Raw genomic sequence first — 12,349 nt, forward strand, 5'->3', positions numbered from 1 at the left:
CGGCTCTCTGAAATAGCCGGGGGAGGGGCGCCAAGCGGGGTCATTTCCCACCTTCATTAGCGCGTTCTCCCCCGGCCAGGAGGCTTAGCCCTGGTCCCGCAACCGCCGTTTGCAACGAACGGGACTGCGGAGATATGGGCGCATTTCCAGAGGGGGTGGGATAATCGGCGCCTGTCAGGACGCCGACCGCGTATCGAAGGCCGCGGCTGATTCGCGCAGCAGCCGGGCGACGGTATCCACCGGCGTGCTGTTACGCTGGCGGCCGTCAAGCCGTCGCAGAACGATGCGACGCGTCCCCAGGCCGGGGATGTCCAAGATCTCGACGCCGTCATGGACAACGCCGGCCAGCGCCAGGGTGGGCACAATGGCCACTCCCTCGCCGGCAGCGACCAGCGCGAGGGCCGTTAGGGTTTCCTGGTACTGGTGCACTGTCTCAATGTTGGCGCCAGTCGACTGGCGAAGCCTTCCGAGTACCGTGGAGTTTGCGGCTGAGGAGTCCACCCCAAGCCACGGGAGCGGCAGGCGACCAAGGTCCACGTTTTCGGTGCTAAACAGTGCTCCGGAGGGGACTACCAGCTTCCAGGGTTCGTCTAGCAGTGGTTCCTCGATCATGCCGGCGCCGAGTGAAAGCTGTGCGGCCGTGGTCGAATCCAATTCGACCACCACTGCGTCAAGCTGGCGTTGACGCAGCAGCCGCATCAACGCCGGGAAATCGTCCTCGATGATGCGGATCTTTAGCTGGGGGTACTGATTCCGCCATTCGGGGAGACGTGGAATCACCAGTGTCCGAATGAAGCTTGTAAAGCCGCCCACCCTCACCTCGCCGGCCACTTCGGCGCCGCCCTCCATTCGGGCCTGGGCCACGCTGAGCGCGCGTTCGATTTCTTCGCCGGCTTCCGCAATCGCTACGCCTGCGGGGGTCAACGCTGAGCCTTTCGGAGTACGTACCACCAGCGCGTGGCCCGTTTCGCGCTCCAATTTGTTGATCTGCTGGGACACGGCGGATGGCGTCAGGCGCAGCTCGTCGGCAGCTGCGAGGATGCCCCCGGTCCGGGCGACGGCCAGAAGCACAAGTAGCCGGCGGGGGTCCAGATCCATGTTAAGCATTCCTAAACGAGGTCTTCAGAAGAATGCAATTGAACTACATCTCTTGGGCCCCGGACAATTGCCAGGTAACGATTACGGAAGGGGCAAGATGGAACTGGTTTGGGAAGTTGCCGGTTGGGCTGGCGCCGTCGCGATACTCGGAGCGTACCTCGCCGTGTCTATGGGCTGGCTGAAGACCGGGCGGGCATTCCAGAGTGCGAACCTCGTGGGTGCCTGCGCATTCATCATTAACAGCGCCTTCCATGGAGCTTGGCCTTCCGTTGCCACGAACGTCGCTTGGTTCCTGATTTCCGCTGTCGCACTCTTTCGGATGCGTGCGGACTATGGTGCGGCTTCCGGCGAAGCGCCGCCGGTGCAACTTCCCGGCGTTCCGGACACTACCGGCCAGCTCGCCGTCATTGAGCCGCCGCGGGCGGCATGTTCCGCATAGCCTGCTGATGCCGCACGGCCCGGAATGGTGAACGAACGCTCGAACTAGTCTGGGGCTTACTCCGCCGATACTTCATCTGCATTTTCGAGGCTCTTGGTGACTTCGTAATGGAAACCGTCTCGGTCCTCCGCTGCCCAGGCCTCGTAGAAATCAGCCTTTTCGAAGAGCCTGCGGTTTTGTGCAGGAGAGCTGACCCAGAGGATTTTCCCGTCGTCAGTAACTGCGTCTACATAGCCGCTGCAAACGCTGGTCCCCAGCTGGCGGATCTCGACACTTGCCCCGGGGAGGATCGTCCAGTCTTTGATGCGTCGCTTGTCCAAAGCTCAGGTTCCTGTTCGTTATTGAGTCGTCATGGTCTTCTGTATGAGCTTGCCCCGATACCTCGGGGCAAGCTCATACAGAAGAAGGGAAAGCGGCCGGCGTGGAGGCGGTCGTAGCTAGTGTGCGTACCCGGCGGCCGCTTCCGTGAGCGTTTTGCCCTTGGTTTCCGGGGCGAGCCACTGGGACAACGCGGCTCCGGCGAATGCGACCCCGGCTGCGATCAGCATGGTGGGACCTGGTCCAAGGTTCTGCATTGATATCGGAAGCAGGAAGGTGCCGATGCCTGCCCCGACCCGGCTGACGGCAGCCGCGAAGCCTGTTCCGATTCCGCGGATTTCGGTCGGGAGGACCTCACCCGGGTAGACGTTCGTCAACGTGTTGTATCCGGCGTTGAAGAATGAAAAGACCAGGAACAGGATCAGCACGATGATGGCCGGCGCACCGGCCCAGAGCCCAATGATTGCCAGGACAATGGCGCACAACCATTGCGGCGGGACGGTCAGGGCACGTCGGCCAATCTTTTCGATCAGCAGGAAGGTGACGATCACGCCTGCAAGGGCGACGGCGGAAAGGCCGACTCCGCCTGCGAGGCCGCCCGAGAGTCCGTATTGGTCCAGGACGCTGTCTGCGAATGTGGCGATCGCGAAGTAGGGTGTCACGGCGCAGAACCAGAAGCCCGAGATGAACAGTGTTGACCGCCAGTATTCTTTGGAGAACAGCATCCCGAAGCTGCCCTTGCGGACGTCTTCGTTCTGGACGTCCTCGAGTGCGTCCTCGGGCATGTATTTAGCAGCGAGGGAACGGGCGTCGTCCTTGCGTCCAACGCTCCACAGCCAACGTGGTGACTCGGGCATTCCGAGCCGGGCGAGGAAGATGGCCACTGCGATGAAGGTGCTCGTGCCGAGGATGAAGTTCCAGCTCAGCTGCGTGTATGTGCTGAGCAGGTGACCGGTCAGGAATGCGACCATGAAGCCGCCGTACCAGGCAATCCCCATGGCGGCCATCAGGCGTCCGCGCAGGTGGGAGGGTGAGAACTCAGCCATCAGGGGCCAGCCCACGGCATATTCGGTGCCGATCGCGATTCCCATCAGCAGGCGGACCACAACGAGCAATACCGGTGAGTCGACGAAGAACTGCATTCCCGAGGCGATGGCGAAAATTCCGATGTCGAACATGAAGATCGGCTTGCGGCCCCACTTATCGGAGGCCCATCCACCGATAGGTGATCCGATCAGGATGCCGACAAGGGCGGCGGCGGCGATGAGGCCCTGCCACAGGGCCGTTAGGTGCAGGTCCTGGGCCATGGTCCCCGACACCGGACCGATGATACCCAGGACGTAGCCGTCCAGCACCATTCCGCCGATCAGGACAGTGACCATTCTGATCAGGAACCGTCGTTTGCTGGCCGCTGATGCAACAGCCTTGTGGGCCGTTTGGTTCTTCATGGAAGACATGATCACTCCTGGCGACCTGGGAAGGACAGAGGGGTTCGCCTTGTTCGCTTCTTTGAGAAGTTGGCGTTGGGACATTGTCGACCTGGCCTTATCCGCGGTTGTACATGACGTGCTTGGTGCGGGAGAAGTCGTCAAGGGCGTAGCTGGAGAGGTCCCGTCCGTAGCCTGAGCCCTTGAAGCCGCCCCAGGGCATCTCGGTGGCGATGACCAGGTGCGAGTTGACCCAGACCGTGCCGAAGTCCAGCTGCCGCGGCACGGTCAGTGACCGGGCACTGTCCTTGGTCCACACGGATGCCGCGAGGCCGTAGATGGTCTCGTTGGCGCGGGTCACAGCTTCTTCGTCGGTGCTGAAGGTCTCCACGGATACCACCGGGCCGAAGATCTCGTTGCTGGCGATCGCGGCACCCGCGGGGACGTTGGTGACCACGGTGGGTTCGATGAAGTAGCCGGGCCCGTCGATGGCGTTGCCGCCCACGGCGATGGTCAGGCCGTCCTTGCGGATGTCCTCGAGTGCGGCCAGTACGCGCTCGTAATGGGCGCCGGAGATCATGGAGCCGATTTCGACGTCGCCTCCGGTACCTGGGGTGCCGATGGAGATGTCGCTGACTTCCCGGACGAGGAGTTCGGTGAACTTCTCGGCAACCGATTCGTGCACCAGGACGCGGCAGGCGGCGCCGCATTCCTGGCCGCCGTTCCAGAACCCTGCCGAACGCACGCCCTCGGCGGCGGCTTGAAGGTCGGCGTCGGCGAAGACCACGACGGGGGCCTTGCCACCGAGTTCCAGGTGCACGCGCTTTACCGAGGATGAGGCGCTTGCGGCGACCTTCTGGCCGCTGCCGACGCTTCCGGTGATGGCCACGAGGTCGACATCCGGGTGCTCGGCGAGCCTGTTGCCCACCACCCGTCCGGGCCCGGTGACAATGTTCACCACACCGGCGGGCACTTCATCGGCGATGAGCTCTGCGAGTTTGAGCGTTGTCAGGGGTGTCTGTTCTGAGGGCTTGAGCACCAGGGTGTTGCCGGCGCCGAGGATGGGGGCGATCTTCCAGGCAGCCATCAGCAGCGGGTAGTTCCAGGGCGTAATCACCCCGACGACGCCCACGGGTTCGCGGAAGATCACCGAGGTGTGGTTCTCGGCGTAGTCGTCCGCGCCCAGGGTGTTGTAGGCACGGGCTGCGCCGGCGGAAAACCGGAAGGTGTCGATGGCGCTGGAGATGTCGTCCTCGGCCACCATCGCCGTCTTGCCGGTGTTGGCGGATTCCAGGGTCTCGAACAGTTCCCGGTTGGATTCGATGATGTCCGCGATCCGCAGCAGGACGGCCGCGCGCTCCTTGGGCGTTGTCGCCGCCCACGCTGCCTTGGCAGCGACTGCGGCAGCGACGGCAGCGTCGACGTCCTCGACGGAACCGGCGGGCACCTGGGTGAGGACTTCCTCGGTGGCCGGGTTGACGACGTCGACCTTTTCGTCCGAGGTGGACGGAGCAAACGCGCCGCCAATGAACTGGCCAAAGGGTGGAAGGGACGGGGCAGGAGTGTTTTCTGCCCGTACAACTGTGAACGGTGAGGTCTTGGTCGTGCTCATTGCTATGCCACCGTCTGGTAGAGGGCGGAGAGTGCCTGCTCGACGCGGGCGTGGTCCTCGGCGCTGAGCTCTGCCGTGGGCCGCTTGGGCACGCCGGCGGTAAGACCCTGGAGGGTCAGGCCGACCTTGACTGCGGGGATGAATGGCACGGAGAGCAGGGCATCGATGACCGGATACACCTTCTTCCACTGGTCCAGCGCGCCTTGCAGGTCACCATCGGCGATGCTGCGGCTAACGGCAACGATTTCGTTGGGGACCACGTTGGCGGTGCCTGCCATGACGCCGGCCGCGCCTTCGACAAGAGCGCTGTAGAGGTAGACGTCCCAGCCGATGAAGGTGCCGATGACGTCGGAGTGGTGGTGGATCAGCTGCAGTGCCTGCTCCCAGTTGGCGCTGGAGTCCTTGATGTAGCGGATGTTCTCCACTTCCTCGGCGAGGGCACGGACGGTGGCCGGGTCCAGGTTCACGCCGGTAACGGCAGGGATGTTGTAGAGCATCACCGGGATCGTGACGGAGTTGGCCACGTCCTTGATGTAGGTGACGGTCTCGTCCAGGGACAGCGGCTCGTAGTACGGGGTGATCAGCATGAGCACGTCCGCGCCGAGCTTCTCGGCGGCCTGGGACAGGCGGATGGCCTCGGCGGTGGACGTGGCACCCGTGTTCGCAATGACAGGTACGCGGCCGTTGGCCTGCTTGATGACGGTCTCGATGAGCAGTAGCCGTTCCTCCGAGGACAGGGCGCCGACCTCACCAGTGGAGCCTGCGGCAACCACGCCGTCGACACCGGCGTCGATGGAGCGGTCCACGATGCGGCGGAGGGTTTCGACATCGATGGTTTCGTCCTGGTTGAAGGGCGTGGAGAGGGCGGTGAGAACACCGCGGAGGTTCTGCGACATGAATGGTTCCTTAGGGAAGTTCGTGGGTGTGGTCAGTGGTTTGGGGGTCAGGCGACGACGGACAGTCCGGACTGGTGCGGTGCCTGGCGCTGGGTGGCCAGGACGCTGGCGGCTTCCTGTGCTGCGGAGAACCCGGTGGTGATGGAGCTTTCGGTGTAGAGGGTGCCCAGGTAGTCGCCGGCCAGGAAGACGCGGTCGGCTCCCCGCATGAGGGTGGACTGGATCTTGGCGCGGCCCGGGAAGCAGTAAGGGGAAGCGTTCTTCCACCGGTCCACCTTGGCTTCCACGACGCTGTCGGCGAAGCCGTGGCCCAGAACCTGGTCAAGGTCGGTGAGGTGGGTCTTGATGACTTCCTCTTCGCTCTTCTCCAGCAGGGCCTTGCCCAGGCTTGCCGGGGAGAACGTCATGAAGCTGCCCCCGGGCTTGCGGACGGATTCGGTGCCGCGGACGATGCTGGCCTGGTTCAGGGCGATCGCGAAGGAGCGCTTGGGAGCTGCGATGGCGTAAATGTCGTCCCAGGGTTTTGCGGTGGTTTCGTTGGTGAGGAAAGCGGTGCTGACGTGCGGGCCGTACTTGATCTGGCTCAATGCCCCGCGCAGGTCCTCCGGAAGATCCACACCGACCTTGTGCGACACGTCGGCGGTGGTGGCCAGGACAACGGTGCGCGCCTCAACTTCGCGGTCAACGCCATCCTGGCGGTACCGGACCAGCACGGATTCCTTTTTATGGACAACTTCGTGGACCACGGCGCCGAGTTCGATACGGTCACTGCCCATGGCGGCTGCGATGGACTCGGTCAGCGTGGACGGGCCACCGACGATGCCCCGGCTGAGGCCCTGGCCGAATCCGAGGACCAGGCTGAAGTAACCGATGCCTGCGCCGGCGGAAATCTGGTCCATGTCACCGGCAGAGCGGGTGACGGTGGTCTTGAACAGGGCAGCGGCGTCTTCGGAGAGGTTGCCGACGAAGTCCTGGAAGGAGGTGTTGTTCTCGAAGTCGTAGATGCGCTGCTGCCGCATGGCACCGGACTCCCCCGCACGCTTCCGGACCACCCCGGTGTACTTCGCCACTCCGCTGACCACCTTCAGTCCGGCGCGGAAGGTGTCGACCCGGGAGGAGAGGGACATCGGGATGCGCAAGGGATAGGTGGCGATGTGGCCCTTCTTGATGAACTTTCCGTTCATCGACAGGCCCTGCAGGGACCCCGGGATCTGGACGGCCATGACGCCGACTTCGTTGAGCAGCGCATCGGTGGATGATCCGGCACCGGCGAAGACGTGCCCGCCCCAGTTCAGCCAGTAGTCACCCCGGCGTTCGGAGCGGATGCGACCGCCGACCCGGTCTCCGGACTCCAGGACTACCGTGTCCCAGTGCCGGAGCCGCCAAGCTGCGGAAAGTCCGGCCAGGCCACCACCGACGATAACTGCGTCTTTCATGATTCCCATTCCTAGCTGTGTTGATGCTGATATGTTGGCGACCGCACGCCCGGGTTCCTTGCGGAAATGGTGGCTCTCTGCGGATCACCAGAAGGAGATAAGTCTCTTCAGGTACCTGCCGTCATTGGCTGAGTACCAGGCCAAACCTCGCGTCCCTCCCCCAGGTGGGATCCAAGCGTTGTGACACAAACCACCATAGGATGTGATCACAAATCAAACAAGGGGGTTACGGTAAAATCTTTTGGACTGGCCGGGCAGACCAAGGCGGAGCCCTCCCGGCTCACCCGTATATTTGATCTGTGGTCATATCCCAGCGCGCAGAACCCACCTTGCTGACCGATCAGGTTTATTCGATGATCCGCGCCGCGATTCTGAGCGGAGACCTTCCCTCCGGTTCCCGCCTCAAGGTGCGCGACCTGGCCGAGCAAGTAGGGACGAGTGTCATGCCTGTCCGTGAGGCGATCCGGCGGCTGGAGGAGATCGGGCTCGCCGAGCGTGAGCCGCACAAGGGTGCGGTGGTCAAGACCTTAACCTTCGAGGAGCTGATCCACGTCTACGACGTTCGGCGGCTGCTGGAAACCGAAGCGGCGCGACTGGGCAGCGAAAACGTCAGCCCGGAGGACTGCGACCGTATGCAGGCCGAGTACGACCTCATGCGCAAGGCGATCGACGAGCGGCAGGTCATCCCCACGCTGGACCATGACGAGGCAATGCTGGCCATCCTGTACCAGGCCGCCGGCAACCCGGTGCTGCTCCAGATGATCAGGAGCCTGTGGCAACAGTGCCGCGCCTACAAGATCGTGGGCGCCCAGGGCTCGCTCGACAACGGTAACGACGACTCGCTGTGGCGGTACCAGCAGGATCTCATTACCGCTGCCCGCAACAGCGATCCGACTGCGGCGGCGGCAGTAAACAGTGCCTCCCTCCTGGACGCCAGCGAACGGATCAAGGCCCGCCTGGCCGACCAGAGCTCTGCTTAGAGCCTGATATCCCCCGGTAGGCCTGCCGGGATACCAGGGGACAGGCCACCTTGCACGGGTGGGCTGGCTACGCTATTGCCTGGACGGCCCGGCCACGTTCTCCCTGGGCTGGTCTTAGACGATATGAAGTGAGGGCACCGCTCCCGCCGGTCCGGACCGGCGGCATCACGCCGGGGGCGGAGCGCGGCGACGGCTCAGTGTGATCCGTTCGATGGCGGGCGCGGGTGTGGCGCTGCGGCGCCTGCCCGGGCAGGACGTCCCCGCAGGACGTCCCCTATCCGGATTGGGAACGTGGGGCAGTCGGGCGATGCGTAGGACCGGGAAGCCTCTTCGGCAAAGAAATGTGATCACAGATCTAGACAGGGCGCAGCGGGCTGGCTACAGTGACTTAGACCACAAGCCGGCAAGCACTGTTACCGGCGATCAGCAAGTCACGCTCCCCTGAAAACCCAGCTTGGACCGACTCTCAGGGTCAAGGCGTCCGCTACTTGAAGGAAACGAAGATGGGCTTAAGCTTTGGCACGAAAGCTCCCCGGCTCGCGCTCTCTGGAGGCGTCGTGGTCTCCGGACTCGGCAAGAGCTACGGGGCAACTCGCGTGTTGTCGGATGTAAATCTGACCATGAACGAAGGTGAAGTTGTCTCCATCATCGGCCCCTCAGGGGCTGGCAAGAGCACCTTCCTGCGCTGCCTGAACTACCTGGAGACCCCCACCGAGGGCGAAATCTCCATCGGCGGGGCCCACGTCGTGGCCGGCGGGAAGCTGCCGGACAAGGCCAGCCTTGATCACCTTCGCCGGGTCACCGGAATGGTCTTCCAAAGCTTCAACCTGTTCCCGCACCTCACCGTCATGGAGAACATCACCCTGCCACAGCGCAAGGTGCTGGGATCGAGCAAGGAGCAGGCCGAAGAGGTCGCCAACCGGCTGCTGAAGCGGGTGGGCCTCCCCGAGAAGGCCAAGGCCTATCCTGCCCGCCTTTCCGGAGGCCAGCAGCAGCGCATCGCGATCGCCCGGGCCCTGGCGTTGTCCCCGAAGGTGATGCTCTTCGACGAGCCCACTTCGGCTCTGGATCCCGAGATCGGCCTGGAAGTCCTCGCCGTCATGCGTGACCTGGCCGACGAAGGCATGACCATGCTTGTGGTCACGCACGAGATGCACTTCGCCCGGGACGTCTCAAACCGCATCATGGTCATGGGCAACGGCGGCGTGCTGGAAATCGGACCCAGCCACCAAGTGATGTCTGACCCAGAGAACGAACGCACCCGGCAGTTCCTCAAAGCCGTACTGGACAGGTGAGACGGGGATGATCACGCAACTGCTGTCCTCGATCGTCCAGGGCGTTGGACTCACCCTCTACGTCACCGGCGCATCACTACTGTTCGGCGGCATCATCGGCCTGGTGCTCGTCGGCGCTGCCCGCTCACCGATAGCTCCCATTCGGGCTATCGCCACCCTGTACATCAACCTGGTCAGGGTCATCCCACCGATCACCTGGTTGTTCCTGATCTACTTCGGCTTGCCCCAGTTCGCACTGAGGCTGACCACCATCCAAGCCGCAATTATCGGGTTCTCAGTCATCGCCTCGGCGTTCATGGCCGAGATCTACCGCTCGGGACTGCTGAGCATCCCGGACGGTCAACGTGAGGCGGCCCACGCGCTCGGCCTGAGCTCGGTCACCACGGTGGGGCATATCATCACACCGCAGGCGTTCCGGGTCGCGCTGCCCGCGATCGCCACCTATGGGATCGGTCTGCTGAAGGACTCTGCCCTGGCCTCCACTATCGGCGTGCGTGAGATCACCTACTACGCGCAGCAAAGCGCCAAGCAGACGCACGAAGGCCTGCTGTCATTCGTCGTCGCCGGTGCCCTGTACATCGTCATCAGCCTCATCGTCGCCCTCATCTCCCGGCGGGTCGACCTCACGCTGCGCAGGAAGATCGGAGTGGCGTGATGGACATCTTCACCCAATGGCTCGCTTGGATGCCCGCCCTCACTCCGGGCCTCATGATCAGCCTCCAGTTGACCGGGCTGTCGCTGCTCTTCGGCTTCCCGCTCGGCCTGCTGTTTGCTGTCATGGCCGCCGCGAAAATCGCGCCCCTGCAGTGGATCTCATTCTTCTTCGTGGAGATCGGTCGCGGCCTTCCAGCCCTGGTGCTGTTGTACCTGATGTATTTCAGCCTCCCCGACGCCGGCATTACCCTGACGTCGTTCACCACAGCGGTCATAGCGCTGAGCTGGAACACCGGCGCTTACGCCTCGGAGTACTTCCGGGCCGGGATCGCGGCGGTACCCCTGGGACAACGGGAAGCGGCACTGACCTCAGGGCTGCGCGGCTGGACCGGCTTCCGGCTCATCATTCTCCCTCAGGCACTGCGGATCTCCACCCCGCCACTGGCCGGACTCGCCGTCCTGATCTTCCAAGGCAGCGCCCTAGCCTTCGTGATCGCCGTACCCGAACTGATGTCCAAAGCCTTCGAAATCGGATCCATCACCTTCCAATACCTCAGCGTCTACACCCTCACCGCCATCGTCTACGGATCCCTCACCCTTGTCTTCCTCGGCCTCGTCCGGATCCTGGAACAACGCCTCGGACGGCACCTGCAACGCAACTAAACCTTTCCATCCATCCCCGGGGATTCACCCCACCAGCTCAACAAGAAAGAGAAAACCATGTCCCGTACTCTCGTGCGCGCGCTTTCGGCCGGCACCGCCGCCGGTCTGCTCGCCATCAGCCTCTCCGCCTGCGGCGGCACCAACACAGCCAGCAGCTCAAGCGACTGCAAGGCCGCCCACACAGACCTTAAAACCATCAACCAGGGCGAGCTCAGCGTCGCGAGCTACGACTACGCACCCGCCACGATCCTGCAGGGCGACAACGTCACCGGCATGGAAGGCGACCTGATCAACGAGATCGCGAAGCTCGAATGCCTCAAGCTCACCGTCAGCACTTCCGGCGGTGCAGGAGCAGTCATCCCGTCCGTGCAGGCCAAGCGCGTGGACATCGGATCGGGAAACTGGCTGCGCACCAAGGAACGCACCAAGATCGTCTACCTCAGCACCCCGCTGTGGAGCGACCCACAGGCCATCGTCTCCACCAAGGGCCTGACCAGCGACGACCTTCAGGGCAAAGTCGTAGGCTCGGTCGCCGGCAACCTCTGGAACGACAGCATGTCCAAGTGGCTTGGCGACAAGTTCAAGATCTACCAGGACGACGAATCCATCTACTCGGACCTGAAAGCCGGACGCATCGACGCCCTCGTCGCGTCAGCAGCATCCGCCAAGTACCGGTTCAAGGACGCCCCCATCGAGGGCGCACAGGTGATCGCCGTCAAGCCCAACCCGAACGTCCCCCAGTTCGCCGCGGTCGGCCAGGTCATGCTGCCCTCCAGCCTGGACAATGACACTCTCGGCAAGGCATTGGACGAGGACATCAAGAAGCTCCGTGAAGACGGAACCATCAAGAAGATCCTCGAGAAGTACGGCATTGACCCCTCCGTCGGCGAGCCGGGGGCACCCACCGAACTCTAAACCGACACCTCTCGCACAGGGCGGCGCCGGAATGTCTTCTCCGGCGCCGCCCTATGCGGCGTCCCCTTGGGGCCCTACATCGGAGTTTGAAAGCAAAGCAAGCAAAGGAGCATGCACATGAGCGGAACCATCATTGTGGGGGTGGACGGCAGCCCAACGGCCAGGAAGGCAGCAGAGGCCGCAAGGGACCTGGCATCGGCGCTGGGAGCAACCCTTCACGTGGTCTCGGCCTTCGACAGCGAACGCTCGCAGGTGTTCGGCAGCGGCAGCAACAAATGGCTCGTATCAGACGCAGACAAGGCCGAACACGTCGCCCGGGCAGTCGCGGACACCCTGGGCGGGGACATCAACATCACCTATTCCGCAGCGCACGGCAGGCCAGCCGATGCCATCATCAGGGAAGCGATCGGCAAAGAAGCACGCATGATCGTGGTGGGCAACCGCCGCATGCAGGGCATCGGACGGGTCCTCGGAAGCGTGGCCAACAGCGTTGCCCACAACGCCCCCTGCGACGTCTACATCGCCAACACCTACGACGCGGACTGAACCCGCGCCTGCCGTAAGCACCCACACCAAGTCTCGAGTCAGAATTTCATCAGGAGCCCATATTGCATGA

Annotated in this window: 13 protein-coding genes; 7 read left to right on the plus strand and 6 right to left on the minus strand. The window is 63.3% G+C overall.

Translation table 11 applies throughout. The features are described from left to right. Nucleotides 1-174: 174 nt before the first annotated feature. Entirely contained in the window at nt 175-1,098 is a 924-nt protein-coding gene (locus AC2JAJ_RS07320; protein WP_486416333.1) for a LysR family transcriptional regulator, read from the minus strand. 97 nt (nt 1,099-1,195) lie between these two features. Here AC2JAJ_RS07320 and AC2JAJ_RS07325 point away from each other — a divergent pair, with 97 nt between their 5' ends. Beyond that, the gene (locus AC2JAJ_RS07325) at nt 1,196-1,537 is read left to right on the plus strand and encodes a CBU_0592 family membrane protein (RefSeq protein WP_461841999.1); all 342 of its coding nucleotides are present in this window, start codon (nt 1,196-1,198) and stop codon (nt 1,535-1,537) included. Nucleotides 1,538-1,593: 56 nt separating this feature from the next. Here AC2JAJ_RS07325 and AC2JAJ_RS07330 read toward each other — a convergent pair whose 3' ends face one another. The 5 genes from AC2JAJ_RS07330 to AC2JAJ_RS07350 form a co-directional block, all read right to left on the minus strand. Next, nucleotides 1,594-1,857 carry a hypothetical protein gene (locus AC2JAJ_RS07330; RefSeq protein WP_486416331.1) on the minus strand — a complete coding sequence of 88 codons (264 nt, stop codon included), beginning with the start codon at nt 1,855-1,857 and terminating at the stop codon, nt 1,594-1,596. Between the two features lie 117 nt (nt 1,858-1,974). Continuing rightward, nucleotides 1,975-3,312 carry an MFS transporter gene (locus AC2JAJ_RS07335; RefSeq protein ID WP_486416330.1) on the minus strand — a complete coding sequence of 446 codons (1,338 nt, stop codon included), beginning with the start codon at nt 3,310-3,312 and terminating at the stop codon, nt 1,975-1,977. 88 nt (nt 3,313-3,400) lie between these two features. Further along, entirely contained in the window at nt 3,401-4,894 is a 1,494-nt protein-coding gene (locus tag AC2JAJ_RS07340; protein ID WP_486416329.1) for an aldehyde dehydrogenase family protein, read from the minus strand. Nucleotides 4,895-4,896: 2 nt separating this feature from the next. After that, nucleotides 4,897-5,790: a 4-hydroxy-tetrahydrodipicolinate synthase gene (gene dapA, locus AC2JAJ_RS07345; protein ID WP_486416328.1), complete on the minus strand. Its 894-nt coding sequence runs from the start codon at nt 5,788-5,790 to the stop codon at nt 4,897-4,899. A 47-nt stretch (nt 5,791-5,837) separates the two neighbouring features. Beyond that, nucleotides 5,838-7,226: a protoporphyrinogen/coproporphyrinogen oxidase gene (locus tag AC2JAJ_RS07350; RefSeq protein WP_486416327.1), complete on the minus strand. Its 1,389-nt coding sequence runs from the start codon at nt 7,224-7,226 to the stop codon at nt 5,838-5,840. A 299-nt stretch (nt 7,227-7,525) separates the two neighbouring features. On the opposite strand from AC2JAJ_RS07350, the gene AC2JAJ_RS07355 reads away from it, so the two are divergent. The 6 genes from AC2JAJ_RS07355 (at nt 7,526) to AC2JAJ_RS07380 (ending at nt 12,279) form a co-directional block, all read left to right on the plus strand. Then, on the plus strand, nt 7,526-8,206 hold the full coding sequence (locus AC2JAJ_RS07355; protein WP_486416326.1) for a GntR family transcriptional regulator: 681 nt from the start codon (nt 7,526-7,528) through the stop codon (nt 8,204-8,206). A 503-nt stretch (nt 8,207-8,709) separates the two neighbouring features. Next, nucleotides 8,710-9,501, plus strand: a complete 792-nt coding sequence (locus tag AC2JAJ_RS07360; RefSeq protein WP_486416325.1) for an amino acid ABC transporter ATP-binding protein — start codon at nt 8,710-8,712, stop codon at nt 9,499-9,501. A 7-nt stretch (nt 9,502-9,508) separates the two neighbouring features. After that, nucleotides 9,509-10,156, plus strand: a complete 648-nt coding sequence (locus AC2JAJ_RS07365) for an amino acid ABC transporter permease (RefSeq protein WP_486416324.1) — start codon at nt 9,509-9,511, stop codon at nt 10,154-10,156. Beyond that, a complete protein-coding gene (locus tag AC2JAJ_RS07370) occupies nt 10,156-10,818 on the plus strand; it encodes an amino acid ABC transporter permease (RefSeq protein ID WP_486416323.1) in 663 nt (220 codons plus the stop codon). Before AC2JAJ_RS07365 ends, AC2JAJ_RS07370 begins: the two co-directional genes overlap by 1 nt. A gap of 57 nt (nt 10,819-10,875) precedes the next feature. After that, nucleotides 10,876-11,733 (plus strand): substrate-binding periplasmic protein, encoded by an 858-nt coding sequence (locus AC2JAJ_RS07375; RefSeq protein ID WP_486416322.1) that lies wholly within the window; start codon nt 10,876-10,878, stop codon nt 11,731-11,733. A gap of 117 nt (nt 11,734-11,850) precedes the next feature. Next, on the plus strand, nt 11,851-12,279 hold the full coding sequence (locus AC2JAJ_RS07380; protein ID WP_486416321.1) for a universal stress protein: 429 nt from the start codon (nt 11,851-11,853) through the stop codon (nt 12,277-12,279). The last annotated feature ends 70 nt before the right edge of the window (nt 12,280-12,349 follow it).

It is taken from the genome of Arthrobacter sp. MOO21, from assembly GCF_057369995.2.

Coding starts and splice junctions, on each gene's coding strand:
- AC2JAJ_RS07320 (WP_486416333.1), bottom strand. CDS start 1,098: ATGGATCTGGACCCCCGCCGGCTACTTGTGCTTCTGGCCGTCGCCCGG.
- AC2JAJ_RS07325 (WP_461841999.1), top strand. CDS start 1,196: ATGGAACTGGTTTGGGAAGTTGCCGGTTGGGCTGGCGCCGTCGCGATA.
- AC2JAJ_RS07335 (WP_486416330.1), bottom strand. CDS start 3,312: ATGTCTTCCATGAAGAACCAAACGGCCCACAAGGCTGTTGCATCAGCG.
- AC2JAJ_RS07340 (WP_486416329.1), bottom strand. CDS start 4,894: ATGAGCACGACCAAGACCTCACCGTTCACAGTTGTACGGGCAGAAAAC.
- dapA (WP_486416328.1), bottom strand. CDS start 5,790: ATGTCGCAGAACCTCCGCGGTGTTCTCACCGCCCTCTCCACGCCCTTC.
- AC2JAJ_RS07350 (WP_486416327.1), bottom strand. CDS start 7,226: ATGAAAGACGCAGTTATCGTCGGTGGTGGCCTGGCCGGACTTTCCGCA.
- AC2JAJ_RS07360 (WP_486416325.1), top strand. CDS start 8,710: ATGGGCTTAAGCTTTGGCACGAAAGCTCCCCGGCTCGCGCTCTCTGGA.
- AC2JAJ_RS07365 (WP_486416324.1), top strand. CDS start 9,509: ATGATCACGCAACTGCTGTCCTCGATCGTCCAGGGCGTTGGACTCACC.
- AC2JAJ_RS07370 (WP_486416323.1), top strand. CDS start 10,156: ATGGACATCTTCACCCAATGGCTCGCTTGGATGCCCGCCCTCACTCCG.
- AC2JAJ_RS07375 (WP_486416322.1), top strand. CDS start 10,876: ATGTCCCGTACTCTCGTGCGCGCGCTTTCGGCCGGCACCGCCGCCGGT.
- AC2JAJ_RS07380 (WP_486416321.1), top strand. CDS start 11,851: ATGAGCGGAACCATCATTGTGGGGGTGGACGGCAGCCCAACGGCCAGG.